Here is a 16,139-nt window from a genome sequence, read left to right as displayed (position 1 = left end):
CGTGCTCGCCGAGCTCTCCTGGACCGACGCCGAGCAGACCCAGGCGATCGACCGGGCGCACCGCATCGGCCAGACCGAGCCGGTCACCGCGTGGCGGATCATCGCCGCGCAGACCCTCGACAGCAAGGTCGCCGAGCTCATCGACAGCAAGGCCGGCCTCGCGGCCCGAGCCCTGGACGGCTCCGACGAGGAGGTCACCTCCTCCGCCGACGTGCAGCTGGAGGCGCTGGTCGCCCTGCTCACCGACGCACTCACCGCGCGCCCCGTCGTACCGGTCGGCTGACGCCGGTCAGCCAGGGACGTCCCCGGCCTGGTCGACCACCCCGGCGACGAGCAGGTCCGCCACCTCCTCGGCGGTGAAGCCCCAGGCGGTCAACGCGCTCCTGGTGTCCGCGCCGGCCGGGCGCGCCGGGGTCGGCTCGGGACCGGGCGTCCGCGAGAAGCGTGGGGCAGCCCTGGGCTGGAGCCGCCCGTCGACCTCGGTGAACACCCGGCGGGCCGCCAGGTGCGGGTGGCCCGGCGCCTCCGCCAGGCCGAGCACCGGGGCGACGCAGGCGTCGGTGTCCTCGAACACCGCGGCCCACTCGTCCCGGGTGCGCGCCAGGAACGCCTCGGCGAGCACGGCCCGGTGCTCGGGCCACCGGGTGGCGTCGAGCTGGTGGCCCTGGATGCGGTCCGCCACGCCGAGCCGCTCCACCAGCTCCTCGAAGAACTGCGGCTCCAGAGCGCCGACCGCGACGTGCCGACCGTCGGCGCAGACGTAGGTGTCGTAGAAGGGGGCGCCCCCGTCGAGCAGGTTCGCCTGCCGCTCGTCTCGCCACAGCCCGGACCCGAACAGACCGTAGACCATGGTCATCAGCGACGCGGCGCCGTCGACCATCGCCGCGTCCACCACCTGGCCGCGGCCGCTGGAGGAGCGCTCGTGCAGCGCGGCCAGGACGCCCACCAGCAGGAACATCGACCCCCCTCCGAAGTCCGCGACCAGGTTCACCGCCTGCACGGGCTTCTCGGGCGACCCGGTGGCGTGCAGCGCGCCGGTGAGGGCGGCGTAGGTGATGTCGTGGCCCGCACGTTGGCTGAGCGGCCCGGCCTGACCCCAGCCGGTCATCCGCGCGTAGACCAGCCGCGGGTTGCGCTCCAGGCACACCTCCGGGCCCACGCCGAGCCGCTCGGTCACGCCCGGCCGCAGGCCCTCGACCAGGACGTCGGCCTGGTCGGCCAACCGCAGCACCACCTCGCGTCCCCCGGCCGACCTCAGGTCGACCGCCACGCACGGCCGGCTGCGGTTGAGGTCGGGGGCGAGGTCACCCAGCCCCCCGCCGCCGGGACGGTCCACCCGGACCACGTCGGCCCCCAGCTCCGCGAGCAGGGTGCAGGCGTAGGGGGCAGGGCCGATGCCGGCCAGCTCCACGACCCGGAGTCCGGCCAGCGGTCCGCGCGGTTCCATGGGGCCTACCGTAGCGGGCCATACAGTAGATTCATTCGCCTCTACCGCCGACGCCGAAGGGTGCCCGATGACACACCGCCGAGCGGTCTTCGGTCCTGAGCACGACGAGTTCCGCGCGCTGGTCCGGGAGTTCCTGGCCCGGGAGGTCGCGCCCCACCACGCCCGCTGGGAGGAGGAGGGACTGATCGACCCGGCGGTGTACCGCGCGGCCGCGGTCCAGGGCGTGCTCGCCTTCGCCGTGCCCCAGGAGTACGGCGGCCTCGGCATCGACGACTTCCGGTACAACGCGGTGGTGGCCGAGGAGCTCGCGAGGGGACGGTTCAGCGGCCCGGCGCTGTCGCTGCTCAACGACGTCCTCGCGCCGTACCTGCTGCGGCTGACCTCCGGCGAGCAGCGGCAGCGGTGGCTGAGCGGCTTCGCCTCCGGCGACCTGACGTTCGCGATCGCGATGACCGAGCCCGGCACCGGCAGCGACCTCGCCGGGATCCGCACCTCGGCGCACCGCGACGGGGACGAGTGGGTGATCAACGGCCAGAAGACGTTCATCTCCAACGGCATCCTCTCCGACGTGGTGCTCGTGGTGTGCCGTACCGACCCCGACGCCGGGCACCAGGGCTTCAGCCTGATCGCCGTCGAGCGGGACACGCCGGGCTTCGAGCGCGGGCGCAAGCTGGAGAAGCTCGGGCTGCGCGCGCAGGACACCGCGGAGCTGTTCTTCGCCGACTGCCTGGTCCCCGCGGGCAACCTGCTCGGCACCGAGGGCCACGGGTTCTACCACCTGATGGAGAACCTGCCGACCGAGCGGCTCTCGATCGCGGTGAGCGCGATGGCCGGGGCCCGCGCCACCTTCACCGACGCCCTGGAGTACACCAAGACGCGTCGCGCGTTCGGCCGGCCGATCGGATCCTTCCAGGCGAACCGGTTCACGCTCGCGGAGATGGCCACCGAGCTGGACGTCGCCCAGGTGTACGTCGACCAGTGCCTGGCCTGGGCCGTCGAGGGGACGCTCACCGCGGTGGACGCGGCCAAGGCCAAGTGGTGGGCCACCGAGCTGCACAAGTCGGTGGTGGACCGGTGCCTGCAGCTCCACGGCGGCTACGGGTACATGCTCGAGTACCAGGTGGCCAAGGACTACCAGGACGTCCGGGTCTCGACGATCTACGGCGGCACCACCGAGATCATGAAGGAGCTCATCGGCCGCGACCTGGGCGTGTGAGGGCGTTGCCCGGGGACCGCCCACGGGTGGGCCGGGCCGTGCGCGCCCCGAAGACCGCGGAGCTGGTCGCCACCGACCTGCGCCGGCAGATCGTCCACGGCGAGCTGAGTGCCGGGGACACCCTCCCCCCGGAGGCGCGGCTGATGGAGCAGTACGCCGTGGGGCGCGCCACGCTCCGGGAGGCGTTCCGGATCCTCGAGTCCGAGCGCCTGCTCACCGTGCGTCGCGGCGCCCGCGGCGGGGCGCAGGTGCTGGAGCCGGACCCCGCGGTGGCCGCCCGCTACGTGGGCCTGCTGCTGCAGCACCAGGGCACCACGGTCCGCGACGTCCACGAGGCGCGGATGGTCTCGGAGCCGCACTGCGCCCGGCTGCTCGCCGGGCGGCGTACCGCCGAGGACCTCGCGGACCTGCGCGAGAGCATCGCGGCGCTGCGTCGGCTGGTCGAGGCCGGGCCGCGCGCCGTTCCCGACCCGGGGCGGTGGTCGCAGGCAACCTACCGGTTCCACGAGCTGGTGATGCAGCGCTGCGGCAACCGCACGCTGGCCCTGCAGGGCGGCGTGCTGGCCGAGATCGTGGCCACCCACCTCCAGCTGACGATGGCGCAGGGCCTGCTCGGGGCGGAGACGCCGGCGCACTTCCGCCGTGCGATCCGCTCCTACGAGCGGCTCGTCCGGCTCGTGGAGGCCGGCGACGCAGACGGGGCTGAGGAGCACTGGCGTGCCCACCTCGACGAGGCGGCGAGGGTGCTCGCCCGCTACGACCCGCGACCACGTCCGGTGGTGGAGCTGTTCGGCGCACCCACACCCGGTCCTGTGCCCCAGGCCTCGGTGCGGCCCCCATATACCGCACCGGACCCGTGAACGTCCCCGAGTCCGTCAGCAACAGGCAAAGCCGCCGAAGAAGAGCGGCCTGAATCCAACCAAGGCTTACCTTCCCACGCGACGGCCACTCCAGCCAAGTGGACTAGTCCACCCGCAACGCCCGCCATCCAGCGGTTCGTGGTTGGGTGGGGACCGTGCTGCCGCCGCTCCACGTGGTCGCCCGGCGACGCCCGGTGGCGCTGGTCTCGCCGACCGGCGCCGTCACGGTGCCGTCCGGGACCGACCTGGTCCCGCTGGCCCAGCCGGCGCCGTACGCGGCCGTGCAGGCCGACCTCCGGCCGACAGCCGGGCCGGCTCGGGTGGTGCTCCGGCTGGTCTCCGGCAGCACCACCCTCAGCGGCGAGCTCGCCCTGGGCAGCGGCACGGCGGGGCTCTCGGTGAGCGACCCTGCCGGGCGCACCAGCAGGCACCGCAGCCGCAGGTTCGGCCGGGCCACCCTCCCGGTGGACGCGGTGGCGCTCACCCTCACGGGCACCTGGCTCACCGTGTGGACGCGGGAGCGGGGTCGCTGGACCGCCCGGGGACGGGTGCACCTGGAGGACCGGGTCCCGACCCGGGACGAAGGCTTCGTGGCGGGGCTGCGGGCCGGGTGCGTCGTCACCGGCGGCGACGCGGTGTCGGCGGTCCGGGCCGGCGGGTTCGGGCAGGTCGGACTGCGTGACGTCCGGGTGGTCTCCCACGCCACCGGCGCACCGGTGCGGGAGGACGGTCGCCTGCTGCTCACCGCGACCAGCGCGGGTCCCGGCTTCTTCGACACCGGCCACACCAGCGTCTGGGCGCTCGACGAGGGCACGCTGGCTCTCGAGCACCGGGCCGACCTGTTCTTCCGGCGGCCGGACCGGCCGGGGGTGTTCGGGGACCATGCCACCCACCTGGTCCGCGACGCCGGCCGCTGGCTGGTGGCCACGAGCACCTGGGGGGACTTCCGCGCCACCGGTCCCGACGCCGGCGTGGCCGTGACCGTGGCCGAGACCCGGGCGGACGTCCGGCACGGCCGGCACGTGCTGGACACGCGGCTGCTGCGGCTGCCCACCGAGGGACTGCGCGCCGTCGGGGTGTGGGACCCGCACCTGGTGCGCACCGACGACGGCTGGCTGGTCGGCTACGTCAGCGCGCGGCGCTTCTTCCGCTTCCACCCCGTGCTGGCGGCCGGGCCGGACCTGGAGCACCTCGCGCTGCGCAGTGCCGACCCCAGCCGGGTGGCGACCGAGGGCACCACGCTGCTCCGGGTCGGCGGGCTGTGGCGGGTCCTGGCCAGCGACGGCCCGGACGGGCGCAAGGGGCAGCGCACCCGGTTCCCGGTGTTCGACCTCGACCTGCGCGAGGTCGGGACGCTGCGCGCGCCGTACCCGTCGAACCTCCCCTGGCCGTCGCTGGTGCACACCGACCAGGGCTGGCTGATGGTCACCTTCGACGGTCGCGGGTACGGCGGGCCGCTACCCGGGTACGGCACGCACGGGGACGTGGTGCTGCTGCGCGAGCAGGGTGCAGGAGGAGACCCCGCGGCCAAGGACGGCTGAGGGGCGTGGTGGTGCGGGTGGCGGTCAGTCGCGACGTGGGTCGGGGTGCTCGGACCAGCGGTCGTACTTCTCCGGCTCCGCCTGCTCGGCGTCCTCGTCGTCGCCGTGCAGCTCGCGCGCCAGCGCCCCGAAGTCCGTCTCGAAAGTGCGGTACTTCAGGTCGCGGGCGACCTTCGTCTGCTTTGCCTTAGCTCGGCCGCGCCCCATAGGGTCGACCCCCTCGCACTTGGCCGGGGTCCAGCTGGGTGGCGCCCGGTCTACTGTCAGTCTGTCGTGGGGGCAACGGTACCTGCTCCCTGGGTGTTCCCGCACACCACGAACCCGATTCACCCCCCTCCCCCGCGCTGACCCGGCTCAAATCGCCGCTGACCCGTCGCGAATTGCGCAGTTGGGGCGGTGGGCCGGGTCTCACCAGCCGGGGTGCTGACCCACCAGGGTCACCCGGCCACCCGCGCCGGCCGGGGCGGTGGCGACCTCGCCGGCCGGCCAGGCCCGTACGCCGTGCCCGGCCAGCGTGCGCACCGCCTCGTCGACGTCGGGGCCGGGCACCAGTGCCACCATGCCCACCCCGCAGTTGAGGGTCTGCTCGAGGTCCGGCTGCGGCACAGCGCCGACGCGGCGGACGAGGTCGAAGACGGGCTGGGGCGTCCAGCTCGCGCGGTCGATGGTCGCCGTGAGCTCTTGGGGCATCACCCGCTCGAGGTTGGCGGCCAGGCCACCCCCGGTGATGTGGGACATGGCATGGGTCTGGGTGGCGGCCGCGAGGGCCAGGCAGGCCTTGGCGTAGATCCGGGTCGGCTCCAGCAGCTCCTCCCCCAGCGTCCGGCCGAGCTCGGGTACGTCGCGGTCCAGCTCCCAGCCGGCGGTGCCCAGCAGCACGTGGCGGACCAGCGAGTAGCCGTTGGAGTGCAGCCCGCTGGACTCCATGGCCACCACGACGTCCCCCGGCCGCACCCGCCCCGGCCCGAGCAGGGCGTGGGCCTCCACGACCCCGGTGGTGGCCCCGGCGAGGTCGTACTCGTCGGGCCTGAGCAGCCCGGGGTGCTCGGCGGTCTCGCCACCGAGCAGCGCGCAGCCGGCGGCGACGCAGGCCTCGGCGATGCCCTTGACGATGGCGGCGATCCGCTCCGGCACGACGCGGCCGGTGGCGATGTAGTCGGTGAGGAAGAGCGGCTCGGCGCCGCAGACGACGAGGTCGTCCACGAGCATGCCCACCAGGTCGAAGCCGATGGTGTCGTGGCGGTCGAGGGCCTGGGCGATCGCGACCTTGGTGCCCACCCCGTCGGCCGAGGTGGCCAGCAGCGGCCGCTGGTAGGCCTTGAGCGCGGAGGCGTCGAACAGCCCGGCGAAGCCGCCGATGCCACCGATCACCTCGGGCCGCCGGGCCTTCTCCACCCAGCCCTTCATCAGCTCCACCGCCCGGTCCCCCGCCTCGATCGAGACGCCGGCGGCGGCGTAGGCGTTGCTGGTCGCGTCGGTCACGGTTCTCCCAGGGATCAGGGGCGGTTGAGGGCGTCCACGGCCCCGCCGCCGGCCAGCGAGACCGCCAGACCGTCGACGTCGGTGTGGACCGGGCCGGTCTCCAGCAGGCCCTTGCCGAGGTGCTGGGGGTCGGGCAGCTCGACGGGGTACACCCCGTCGAAGCACGCCCGGCACAGGTGGTCCATGGGCACCGTGGTGGCCGCCACCAGGTCCTCCAGCGAGATGTAGGCCAGCGAGTCGGCGTCGATGGAGCGACAGATCTCGTCGGAGGACAGCCCGTTGGCGATCAGCTCGGCGCGGGTGGCGAAGTCGATGCCGTAGAAGCAGGGCCACTTCACCGGCGGGGAGGAGATCCGGACGTGCACCTCACGGGCGCCGGCCTCACGCAGCATCCGCACCAGCGACCGCTGGGTGTTGCCGCGCACGATCGAGTCGTCCACCACGACCAGCCGCTTGCCCTCGATGACGTCGCGGAGCGGGTTCAGCTTGAGCCGGATGCCGAGCTGCCGGATCGTCTGGCTGGGCTGGATGAAGGTCCGGCCGACGTAGGAGTTCTTGACCAGGCCGGTGCCGTACGGGATGCCCGACGCCTCGGCGTACCCGATGGCGGCGGGGGTGCCCGACTCCGGGACCGGGATCACCAGGTCCGCGTCGGCGGGGAAGGTGCGGGCCAGCTGGCGACCGATCTCCACACGCACCGAGTGGACCCGTGTGCCGGTCATCCGGGTGTCCGGCCGGGCCAGGTAGACGAACTCGAAGAGGCAGTGCTTCGGGGCGGGCTCGGCGAAGTGGCGGCTGCGCAGCCCGTTCTCGTCGACCGCGACCAGCTCGCCGGGCTCCACCTCCCGGATGAACGACGCGCCGACGATGTCCAGGGCCGCCGTCTCGGAGGCCACCACCCAGCCACGCTCCAGCCGACCCAGCACGAGCGGCCGGATCCCCTGGGGGTCCCGGGCGGCGTACAGGGTGTGCTCGTTCATCCACACGAACGAGAAAGCCCCGCGCAGCTGCGGCAGCAGCTCCATCGCACGCTCGCCCACGCTCTGCCCGGGGTGGTGGGCCAGCAGCGAGGTGACCACGGAGGTGTCGTTGGTCGACTCGCGAGGCAGCTTCACGTGCAGGTCCAGCTCCCCCTCGAGCTCACCCAGGTCCTCGACCCTTCTCGCCAGCTCTGCGGTGTTGATCAGGTTGCCGTTGTGCGCCAGCGCGAGCGAGCCGTCCAGGGTCGGGTGGAAGGTGGGCTGGGCGTTGTGCCAGGTGGAGGCGCCGGTCGTGGAGTACCTCGCGTGCCCGATGGCCACGTGCCCCTTCAGCGACGCCAGCGTGGTCTCGTCGAAGACCTGGGAGACCAGGCCCATGTCCTTGTACACCAGGATCTGGCGTCCGTTGCTGACCGCGATGCCCGCGGACTCCTGGCCGCGGTGCTGCAGGGCGTAGAGCCCGAAGTAGGTCAGCTTGGCGACATCCTCGCCGGGAGCCCAGACGCCGAAGACACCGCACGCGTCCTGCGGGCCGCTGTCGTGGGGGTCCAGCGCTGCGGTCAGACGACCGTCGCCGCCCTTGCGGGCCGGGCGGGGGGTGGGGTGGGCCACGGGCTGAGTCTACGTGCTCGCGGCGGGTCCGCCCTCGCCGAGGGAGCGCAGCAGCAGCGCCTCGGCCAGGCAGGCGCGGCGGAAGTCGGCCAGGTGCAGGCCCTCGTTGGCGCCGTGCGCCCGCGTGTCGGGGTCCTCCACGCCGGTGACCAGGACGCTGGCCCCCGGGAAGGCGTCGAGGAACTCGGCGATGAACGGGATCGAGCCGCCCACCCCCATGTCGACGGGCGGGGTGCCGTCCCAGGCCTCGGTGAAGGCGGCCCTGGCCGCGTCGTACGCCGGGCCGGAGGCGTCGATCTCGGTCGCCTCGCCGGTGTCGACCAGCGTGAAGGTCAGCTCGGCGCCCCAGGGGACCCGCTCCTCCAGGTGCCGGCGCAGGCAGGCCACCGCGTTCGCCGCGGTGTCCCCCGGCGCCACCCGCAGGGAGAGCCGGGCCCGGGCGGTGGGGACGAGGGTGTTCGAGGCGCCCTCGACCTGCGGGGCGTCCAGTCCGGTGACGCTGAGGGCCGGGCGGGTCCACAGCCGCTCGACCACGGGGCCGTCGCCGATCCACCGCACCCCCGGGAGGGCCCCGGACTCGGCCCGCAGCCGCTCCTCGGGGTAGACGACGTCCGCGGCCGGTCCGTGGTGGAGCCCCGCGATCGCCACGTTCCCGGCGTCGTCGTGGAGGCTGGCGACCAGCCTGCTCAGGGTGATCAGGGCGTCGGGGACCAGCCCACCCCACATGCCCGAGTGCACGGCGTGGGTGAGCGTGCGGACCTCGACGTCGGCGCGGACCAGCCCCCGCAGGCTGGTCGTGAGGGCCGGGACGCCGACGTCCCAGTTCCCGGAGTCGGCGATCACGATCACGTCGGCCCGCAGCTCGTCGCGGTGCGCGGCGAGCAGAGCCGGCAGCGACTCGCTGCCCACCTCCTCCTCGCCCTCCACGAAGAGCACCACGCGCACCGGCAGGTCCGGCCCGAGCATCCGTACGGCGGCCAGGTGCACGGCGATGCCGGCCTTGTCGTCCGCGGCGCCGCGGCCGTACAGACGCTCGCCGCGCTCGGTCGGCTCGTAGGGCGGGGAGTCCCACGTCGCGTGGTCCCCCTCCGGCTGGACGTCGTGGTGGGCGTAGAGCAGGACCGTCGGCGCCCCGGCGGGGCCTTCCCGGTGCCCCACGACGGCGGGGGCCCCTCCATCGGCGGACACCACGCGGGACGCGAAGCCCTCGGCGGCGAACAGGCCGGCGACCGCGTCGGCACTGCGCCGGAGGTCCTCCGCACGCCGCGGGTCGGCGCTCACCGAGGGGATGCGCACCAGGTGCTCGAGGTCGCGGCGGACCCCGGGAAGGACGTCGAGCAGGCGGGTACGCAGGTCGGTGCTCATGGCGTCACCTTAGTGACGCGCTCGGGTGCGGCCAGGGCGTGACCAAGATTGTCCGACAATATTTTGGTGTTCCCGGTCGGGGGGTGAGAGCATGGACGCATGGCGATCACCTCCTCCGTCCCCGGCTCGGTCGCGACCGACAGCCTGACCCACATCGAGCTCACCGAGGACTTCGCGGCGCACAACTACCATCCGCTTCGGGTGGTCATCTCGCACGGCGAGGGTGCCTGGGTGACCGACGTGGAGGGCCGGCGCTACCTGGACTGCCTGGCCGGGTACTCCGCGCTCAACTTCGGCCACGGCCACCCCCGGCTGCTGGCTCGGGCCCACGAGCAGCTGGACCGCCTGACGCTGACCAGCCGGGCCTTCTACAACGACCAGCTGGGGCCCTTCTCCCGGGATCTCGCCGACCTCACCGGCAAGGAGATGATCCTGCCGATGAACACCGGCGCGGAGGCGGTGGAGACGGCGATCAAGGTGGCCCGCAAGTGGGGCTACCTGGTCAAGGGAGTGCCCGAGAACCAGGCGAACATCATCGCGATGGAGGGCAACTTCCACGGTCGCACCACGACGATCGTCTCGTTCTCGACCGACTCGGTGGCCACCGCCGGCTACGCGCCGTACACCCCGGGCTTCCGGCTGGTGCCGTTCGGCGACATGGCCGCCCTCGAGGCCGCCATCGACCACTCGACCGTGGCCGTGCTGCTCGAGCCGATCCAGGGCGAGAGCGGCGTGATCATCCCGCCGGAGGGCTACCTGCAGCAGGTGCGCTCGCTGTGCAACCGCACCGAGGTGCTGATGGTGGCCGACGAGATCCAGTCCGGCCTGGCCCGGACCGGCCGCACCTTCGCCTGCGACCACGAGGACGTCGTGCCCGACGTCTACATCCTCGGCAAGGCGCTGGGCGGCGGCCTCTACCCGGTCTCCGCGATCGCGGCAGACGGCGACATCCTGTCCGTCATCACCCCCGGCACCCACGGCTCCACCTTCGGCGGCAACCCGCTCGCCGCGGCGATCGGGCGCGAGGTGGTCGCGATGCTGGCCGAGGGCGAGTTCCAGGCGCGGGCCCAGACCCTCGGCGAGGTGCTGGCCACGGGGCTCGAGCCGCTGATCGGCGACGGGATCGACGACGTGCGCAGCCGCGGCCTGTGGGCCGGCGTGGACATCAACCCCGACCTCACGACCGGACGCCACTTCTGCGAGGAGCTGATGAAGCGCGGCATCCTCGCCAAGGAGGCGCACGGCCAGACCGTGCGGCTCGCACCGCCGCTGGTCGCCACCGTCGAGGACCTCGACCTGCTGCTGGAGGCGTTCCGCGACGCGGTCGCCAGCCTGAGCTGATCGGGGCTCACACCAGCGGCAGGTAGCCGGCGAGGTCGGCCCGCTCTCCGCTGGCGCGCACCAGCCCGTCGGCCACGGCCTCGGCCCAGCCCAGCGCGCCGGTCGCGAGGGCGATCCAGGTGTCGGGGTCGAGCTCGACCACCGCCGGCGGGGTGCCCCGGGTGTGGCGCACGCCCTCGATGACCTGCACGGCGGCGTACGGCGGGACCCGCACCTCCACGGACCGCCCGGGCGCCCGTCGGGCGAGCAGGGCGAGGAAGTGCTTGGTGAGCAGCCGGCGCTCGGCCGGACCACGCGGCCCCGCCAGTGCCGCTGCGACGGCCTCCGGCTCCTCGGGCCTGAGTCTCGCGGGCATCAGCCGCTCCCGAGGTCGGCCAGCAGCGACACCGTGCGGGCCCAGGCAGGGGAGTCGAGGTCGACCACCGTGAAGTGGTCACCGGCGACGGCCAGCAGCCTCGCCCGGCCGCCGGCCGCCAACGCGGCGGACACGTAGGCCTCCGACTGGCTGAGCGGCACGTCCTCGTCGTCCCGTCCGTGCACGCACCACACGGGCACGTCGAGCGGGACCTGGCGCAGCGGGTCGACCTGGTCGTACGCCGGTCCCGGCGGACCGCCGACGAACCGCGCCACCGCCCCCGAGCCGAGGTCGGCGACGTGGGCCGCGGACAGGTCGAGCACACCGGCCAGCGAGACCACGGCGGTGACCGGAACGCGCACCGGCGACCACCGGGCGAACCTGGCCCGGCCCGCCGACCAGGCCGCGAGGTGACCCCCGGCGGAGTGGCCGAGCGCGACCACCCGGGTGAGGTCCAGACCCGGGACGTCGGCCAGGGCGTCGATTCCCGCGGCGAGGTCGTCCAGGGTGGCCGGCACCCCGCCGCCGTTACCCACCCGGCGGTACTCGAGGTTCCAGGCGGTCCACCCCTCCAGGGCAAGGCACTCCGCCAGCGGGCGCCCCAGCGACGCGTCGTACGCGGCCTTCCAGAACCCGCCGTGGATGACCACCACCACGCCTCGCGACGCCCCCTCCGGCGGGTACAGCTCGGCGTACTGGGACTCGTCGGCGCCGTAGGCGACCCGGTGCGCGCGGCCGCTCACCGCCGTCCCTCCAGCTCGGGGTAGGGCTGGACCACCTGCAGCACCAGATAGGTGCGCCGCTGGCCGTCGTCCCCGTCACGGCTGCGCCCGGCCCAGCGACGCAGCACGGCGTCCAGCTCGCGGACCAGCTCGTGGGCCTCCTCTCCGGTGAGCCGGAGCGACTGGTCGGTGACGGCGTAGGTGGCACCCGGCTCCCGGGTCTCGGCGAACGCGGACTCGACCACAGCCCGCGCCCAGTCCCCCGAGCTCCGCCGGAACACCGAGACGGCGGCCGCACCGCCCGGAGCCTTCTTCAGCTCGGCGAGATCGACCCGGAGCCCGGCAGGTGCCACCAGCCGCCAGACCCGGTCCCTCTTGTCGCGGGCGAGCTCGGGGGCGGGCTCCACCAGCCCGTACTTGGCGAGCTGCCGCAAGTGGAAGGAGGCCTGGTTGGCGGGGATGCCCAGCAGCTGGGCCAGGTCGGCCGCCCGCAGCGGCCCGGCAGCCTCGAGCTCGCCGAGCACGCGGTTGCGGACCGGGTGCGCGATGGCCCGCAGCACCCGTGGGTCGTGGACGGGGACCGGCGCGTCGGAGGCAGCCATGGGAGGAGTGTAGCAAATCTCGCACGCATACTTGCGCAAGTGATATTGCGCACTATAACGTGCGGGTATGACCTCCTACCGCACGCTGGCCCGCAACCACGACTTCACGGTCCTGTGGATCGGGGAGACGATCAGCACCCTCGGCAGCCGGATGTCGATGCTGGCGTTCCCGCTGGTCGCCTACGCGATCTCCGGATCCACGCTCACCGCCGCCTGGACCGAGGCCGCCCACCTCGTCGGCCTGTCGGCCACGCTGCTCCCGGCGGGCGTGGTGGTCGACCGGTTCGACCGGCGCAGGCTGATGGTGCTGGCGAGCGGTTCCGGCGTCCTCCTCTACGGCTCACTGGCCGTCGCTGGGATCCTCGGGTCCCTCACCATCGCCCACCTCGTGCTCGTCGCGCTGCTGACCGGCGCCGGCGCGGGGGTGTTCGGCCCGGCCCAGACCTCCGCCATCCGCAGCGTCGTACCCCGCGAGGACCTCCCGACGGCGCTCAGCCAGAACCAGGCCCGCGAGCACGTGGCCGGGCTGCTCGGTGCGCCGATCGGGGGCGCGCTCTACGCGCTGGCCAGGTGGCTGCCGTTCGCGGTCGACGCCGTGTCGTTCGCGGTGTCCTGCTTCACCCTCAGCCGGATCCGCACCGACCTGGCCCCCACCCGCCGGGGTGCGCGGAGCCGGTTGCGGACCGACCTCGTCGAAGGCCTGAGGTTCGTCGCGCAGCGTCCCTTCTTCCGAGTGATGCTGAGCTGGGCGGCACTGGCCAACCTGGTCACCAACGCCATCTTCTTCGTCGCGCTGCTGCGGATGATCCAAGACGGCCACGGCCCGGCCCGGATCGGCCTCACCGAGACCGCGGCGGGGCTCGGCGGGATCCTCGGCGCGGTGGTGGCGCCCTTCCTCATCGACCGCCTCGCCACCGGCCGGCTCACCGTGCTCGTGGCCTGGGCGCTGGTCCCGCCGACGATCCCGCTGATCTGGTGGAGCACCCCGCTCGCGGTGGGGGTCAGCCTGTTCGTGCTGATGCTGCTCAACCCCGCGGGCAACGCCGGCATCGGCGCCTACCGCATCGCGGTGACCCCGGCGGACCTCCAGGGGCGGGTCGCGGCGACCTCGCAGTTCCTGGCCATGTCGGTGATGCCGCTGTCCCCCGTGCTCGGCGGGCTGCTGCTCGAGACGTACGGCGGGGCGGTCGCGATCGCCGCCCTCACCGCGGCCAGCGCGGGTCTGGCCGTGCTGCTCACGGTGAGCCGCAGCGTGCGCACCGTGCCCCACCCCCGGCACTGGTCGGCGACCAACGAGCTGGCGACCGCGGCCTGATGCTGGAGCTCAGGCCAGTGCCGAGGGGAGGGTCCCGGACCAGGCGGCGCGCAGCTCTTCCAGCGGGATGCCGAAGCGGTCCTCCACGATCAGCTGGTCCCCTCCGGTGCGGCCGATGACCCCGGCGGGCACGCCAAGGCTGGCGGCCATGGCCAGCAAGGAGTCCACGTGCTGCTCACGCACCGTGACGATCGCCCGGTGCGCGGACTCGGAGAACAGCCCGACGAAGGGGTCGCCCTCCAGCCGGACCGAGACGCCGATCCCGCCGGCCAGACAGCTCTCGGAGAGCGCCTGGGCGAGGCCCCCCTCGGACAGGTCGTGGGCACTGAGCAGCACCCCGGCCCGGGAGGCGTCCACGAGGAGACGGGCCAGGTTGCGCTCGTCGACGAGGTCGACCACCGGAGGCCGGCCGCCCAGGTGCCCGTGCACCACGTGGGCCCACTCCGAGCCGGAGAGCTCCTCCCGGGTCCGGCCCAGGTGGACCACGGTGAGCCCCTCGGCGGTGAACCCGGTGGGCGTGCGGCGCGTGACGTCGTCGATCACGCCGAGCACGGCCACCACCGGGGTCGGCAGGATCGGGGTGTCCCCGGTCTGGTTGTAGAGGCTGACGTTGCCGCCGGTCACGGGGATGCCGAGCTCGAGGCAGCCGTCCTTCAAGCCACGGCAGGCCTCGGCGAGCTGCCACATCACCGCCGGGTCCTCGGGGGAGCCGAAGTTGAGGCAGTCGGAGACGGCCACGGGAGTCGCGCCCCCGGTCGCCACGTTGCGGTAGGCCTCCGCAAGCGCAAGGCGGGCGCCGGCGTACGGGTCGAGCCGGGAGAACCGGCCGTTGCAGTCGGTGGCGACCGCCACCCCGAGGCCCGTCTCCTCGTCGACGCGCACCATGCCGGTGTCTGACGGCTGGGCCAGCACGGTGTTCCCGCGCACGTAGCGGTCGTACTGGTCGGTGATCCAGGACTTGTCGCACAGGTTGGGCGAGGCCACCAGGCGCAGCAGCGTCGCGCGGAGCTCCTCGCTCGAGGAAGGCCGGGGCAGCCGCTCCGCGCCGTCGGCCTGCAGCCGGTCCTGCGAGTCCGGCCGGGCGAACGGACGGTGGTAGACCGGGCCGTCGTGGGCCACCGAGCGGGGCGGTACGTCGACGACCCGCTCTCCGTGCCAGTCGATCTGGAGCCGACCCGTGCCGGTGACCTCGCCGATGACGGTGGCGTCGACCTCCCACTTGGCGCAGATCGCGAGGAACGCCTCGACGTCGTCGGGCTCGACGACGGCCATCATCCGTTCCTGCGACTCGCTCATCAAGATCTCCTCCGGAGACAAGGTCGAGTCGCGCAGCGGCACCCGGTCCAGCTGCACGTGCATGCCGCCGTCACCGGCACTGGCGAGCTCGGAGGTGGCGCACGACAGCCCGGCCCCGCCGAGGTCCTGGATGCCCGCGACCAGGCCTGCGGCGAAGAGCTCCAGCGTGCACTCGATGAGCAGCTTCTCCATGAACGGGTCGCCGACCTGCACGCTCGGCCGCTTCGCCGGGCCACCCTCGTCGAAGGTCTCGCTGGCCAGCACACTGACCCCGCCGATGCCGTCCCCGCCGGTGCGGGCGCCGTAAAGGACGACCCGGTTGCCCTCGCCGGAGGCCTTCGCCAGGTGCAGGTCCTCGTGCCGCAGCACCCCCACGCACAGGGCGTTCACCAGCGGGTTGCCCAGGTAGGACTCGTCGAAGACCGCCTCGCCGCCGATGGTGGGCAGCCCCAGGCAGTTGCCGTAGCCGCCGATCCCCGCGACGACCCCCGGCAGCACTCGGTGGGTGTCGGCGGCCTCCAGCGGGCCGAACCGCAGCGGGTCCATCACCGCCACCGGGCGCGCCCCCATCGCGAGGATGTCGCGCACGATGCCCCCGACGCCGGTCGCAGCACCCTGGTACGGCTCGACGTAGGAGGGGTGGTTGTGCGACTCGATCTTGAAGGTGACGGCGTACCCCTGGCCGATGTCGACGACCCCGGCGTTCTCGCCGATGCCCGCGAGCAGGGGCCCGATGGGTGTGCGCTGGGGGATCTCCGAGAACTGGCGCAGGTGCACCTTCGAGGACTTGTAGGAGCAGTGCTCGCTCCACATCACCGAGTACATCGCCAGCTCGCAGCTGGTCGGGCGGCGGCCGAGGATCTCGCGGATCCGCAGGTACTCGTCCTCCTTCAGCCCCAGGTCGGACCAGGGCTGCGGGCGACCCGGGTCCCGCTCGGCCACGGCGACGGTGTCCAGCCCGCCTCCCGATGGGGCGGGACGGTCCTGGGTGTCCTCCGCGGAGGT

Annotated in this window: 14 protein-coding genes and 1 pseudogene; 6 read left to right on the top strand and 9 right to left on the bottom strand. The window is 73.6% G+C overall.

Annotated elements, in window-relative coordinates; genetic code table 11:
- A pseudogene (locus PLP61_RS02470) lies at positions 1 to 283 on the top strand (ATP-dependent helicase); the annotation flags it as partial.
- A gap of 6 nt (positions 284 to 289) precedes the next feature.
- Here PLP61_RS02470 and PLP61_RS02465 read toward each other — a convergent pair.
- Positions 290 to 1,447, bottom strand: coding sequence for a CaiB/BaiF CoA transferase family protein (locus tag PLP61_RS02465; RefSeq protein WP_324500026.1), 1,158 nt, complete (start codon positions 1,445 to 1,447; stop codon positions 290 to 292).
- A gap of 67 nt (positions 1,448 to 1,514) precedes the next feature.
- Between PLP61_RS02465 and PLP61_RS02460 the strand changes: the two genes are divergently transcribed.
- The 3 genes from PLP61_RS02460 (at position 1,515) to PLP61_RS02450 (ending at position 5,064) form a co-directional block, all read left to right on the top strand.
- On the top strand, positions 1,515 to 2,663 hold the full coding sequence (locus tag PLP61_RS02460) for an acyl-CoA dehydrogenase family protein (RefSeq protein WP_324500024.1): 1,149 nt from the start codon (positions 1,515 to 1,517) through the stop codon (positions 2,661 to 2,663).
- A 38-nt stretch (positions 2,664 to 2,701) separates the two neighbouring features.
- Entirely contained in the window at positions 2,702 to 3,523 is an 822-nt protein-coding gene (locus PLP61_RS02455; protein WP_324500022.1) for a FadR/GntR family transcriptional regulator, read from the top strand.
- 155 nt (positions 3,524 to 3,678) lie between these two features.
- Entirely contained in the window at positions 3,679 to 5,064 is a 1,386-nt protein-coding gene (locus PLP61_RS02450) for a hypothetical protein (RefSeq protein WP_324500020.1), read from the top strand.
- 24 nt (positions 5,065 to 5,088) lie between these two features.
- Here PLP61_RS02450 and PLP61_RS02445 read toward each other — a convergent pair whose 3' ends face one another.
- The 4 genes from PLP61_RS02445 to PLP61_RS02430 form a co-directional block, all read right to left on the bottom strand.
- Positions 5,089 to 5,271, bottom strand: coding sequence for a DUF3073 family protein (locus PLP61_RS02445; protein WP_324500018.1), 183 nt, complete (start codon positions 5,269 to 5,271; stop codon positions 5,089 to 5,091).
- Between the two features lie 201 nt (positions 5,272 to 5,472).
- Positions 5,473 to 6,546 carry a phosphoribosylformylglycinamidine cyclo-ligase gene (gene purM / locus PLP61_RS02440; protein WP_324500016.1) on the bottom strand — a complete coding sequence of 358 codons (1,074 nt, stop codon included), beginning with the start codon at positions 6,544 to 6,546 and terminating at the stop codon, positions 5,473 to 5,475.
- Positions 6,547 to 6,560: 14 nt separating this feature from the next.
- Positions 6,561 to 8,138 carry an amidophosphoribosyltransferase gene (gene purF, locus PLP61_RS02435; protein WP_324500014.1) on the bottom strand — a complete coding sequence of 526 codons (1,578 nt, stop codon included), beginning with the start codon at positions 8,136 to 8,138 and terminating at the stop codon, positions 6,561 to 6,563.
- 9 nt (positions 8,139 to 8,147) lie between these two features.
- On the bottom strand, positions 8,148 to 9,503 hold the full coding sequence (locus PLP61_RS02430) for a dipeptidase (RefSeq protein WP_324500012.1): 1,356 nt from the start codon (positions 9,501 to 9,503) through the stop codon (positions 8,148 to 8,150).
- 99 nt (positions 9,504 to 9,602) lie between these two features.
- Between PLP61_RS02430 and rocD the strand changes: the two genes are divergently transcribed.
- The gene (gene rocD, locus PLP61_RS02425) at positions 9,603 to 10,844 is read left to right on the top strand and encodes an ornithine--oxo-acid transaminase (RefSeq protein ID WP_324500011.1); all 1,242 of its coding nucleotides are present in this window, start codon (positions 9,603 to 9,605) and stop codon (positions 10,842 to 10,844) included.
- Between the two features lie 7 nt (positions 10,845 to 10,851).
- On the opposite strand, the gene PLP61_RS02420 is transcribed toward rocD, so the two are convergent.
- Genes PLP61_RS02420 through PLP61_RS02410 form a run of 3 tightly spaced genes read right to left on the bottom strand, consistent with a single transcriptional unit; the run spans position 10,852 to position 12,523 of the window.
- Positions 10,852 to 11,199: a sterol carrier family protein gene (locus PLP61_RS02420; protein WP_324500009.1), complete on the bottom strand. Its 348-nt coding sequence runs from the start codon at positions 11,197 to 11,199 to the stop codon at positions 10,852 to 10,854.
- A complete protein-coding gene (locus PLP61_RS02415) occupies positions 11,199 to 11,942 on the bottom strand; it encodes an alpha/beta hydrolase family protein (RefSeq protein ID WP_324500007.1) in 744 nt (247 codons plus the stop codon). The genes PLP61_RS02420 and PLP61_RS02415 overlap by 1 nt, the downstream gene beginning before the upstream one ends.
- Complete coding sequence (locus PLP61_RS02410) at positions 11,939 to 12,523, bottom strand: helix-turn-helix domain-containing protein (protein ID WP_324500005.1); 585 nt, start codon at positions 12,521 to 12,523, stop codon at positions 11,939 to 11,941. Before PLP61_RS02410 ends, PLP61_RS02415 begins: the two co-directional genes overlap by 4 nt.
- Before the next feature lie 67 nt (positions 12,524 to 12,590).
- Between PLP61_RS02410 and PLP61_RS02405 the strand changes: the two genes are divergently transcribed.
- Complete coding sequence (locus PLP61_RS02405) at positions 12,591 to 13,838, top strand: MFS transporter (RefSeq protein WP_324500003.1); 1,248 nt, start codon at positions 12,591 to 12,593, stop codon at positions 13,836 to 13,838.
- A gap of 9 nt (positions 13,839 to 13,847) precedes the next feature.
- Here the strand turns inward: PLP61_RS02405 and purL are convergent, their stop codons facing one another.
- A complete protein-coding gene (gene purL / locus PLP61_RS02400) occupies positions 13,848 to 16,091 on the bottom strand; it encodes a phosphoribosylformylglycinamidine synthase subunit PurL (protein WP_324500032.1) in 2,244 nt (747 codons plus the stop codon).
- Positions 16,092 to 16,139: the final 48 nt, after the last annotated feature.

Source organism: Nocardioides sp., assembly GCF_035429765.1.
Lineage (GTDB): Bacteria > Actinomycetota > Actinomycetes > Propionibacteriales > Nocardioidaceae > Nocardioides.
The sequence above is the reverse complement of the archived record's forward strand: the minus strand, read 5'-3'. Positions and strand labels throughout refer to the sequence as shown.

Excerpts from the sequence above, each read along its gene's own strand:
- PLP61_RS02465 (WP_324500026.1), bottom strand. The coding sequence starts at position 1,447 with ATGGAACCGCGCGGACCGCTGGCCGGACTCCGGGTCGTGGAGCTGGCC.
- PLP61_RS02460 (WP_324500024.1), top strand. The coding sequence starts at position 1,515 with ATGACACACCGCCGAGCGGTCTTCGGTCCTGAGCACGACGAGTTCCGC.
- PLP61_RS02445 (WP_324500018.1), bottom strand. The coding sequence starts at position 5,271 with ATGGGGCGCGGCCGAGCTAAGGCAAAGCAGACGAAGGTCGCCCGCGAC.
- PLP61_RS02430 (WP_324500012.1), bottom strand. The coding sequence starts at position 9,503 with ATGAGCACCGACCTGCGTACCCGCCTGCTCGACGTCCTTCCCGGGGTC.
- rocD (WP_324500011.1), top strand. The coding sequence starts at position 9,603 with ATGGCGATCACCTCCTCCGTCCCCGGCTCGGTCGCGACCGACAGCCTG.
- PLP61_RS02420 (WP_324500009.1), bottom strand. The coding sequence starts at position 11,199 with ATGCCCGCGAGACTCAGGCCCGAGGAGCCGGAGGCCGTCGCAGCGGCA.
- PLP61_RS02410 (WP_324500005.1), bottom strand. The coding sequence starts at position 12,523 with ATGGCTGCCTCCGACGCGCCGGTCCCCGTCCACGACCCACGGGTGCTG.
- PLP61_RS02405 (WP_324500003.1), top strand. The coding sequence starts at position 12,591 with ATGACCTCCTACCGCACGCTGGCCCGCAACCACGACTTCACGGTCCTG.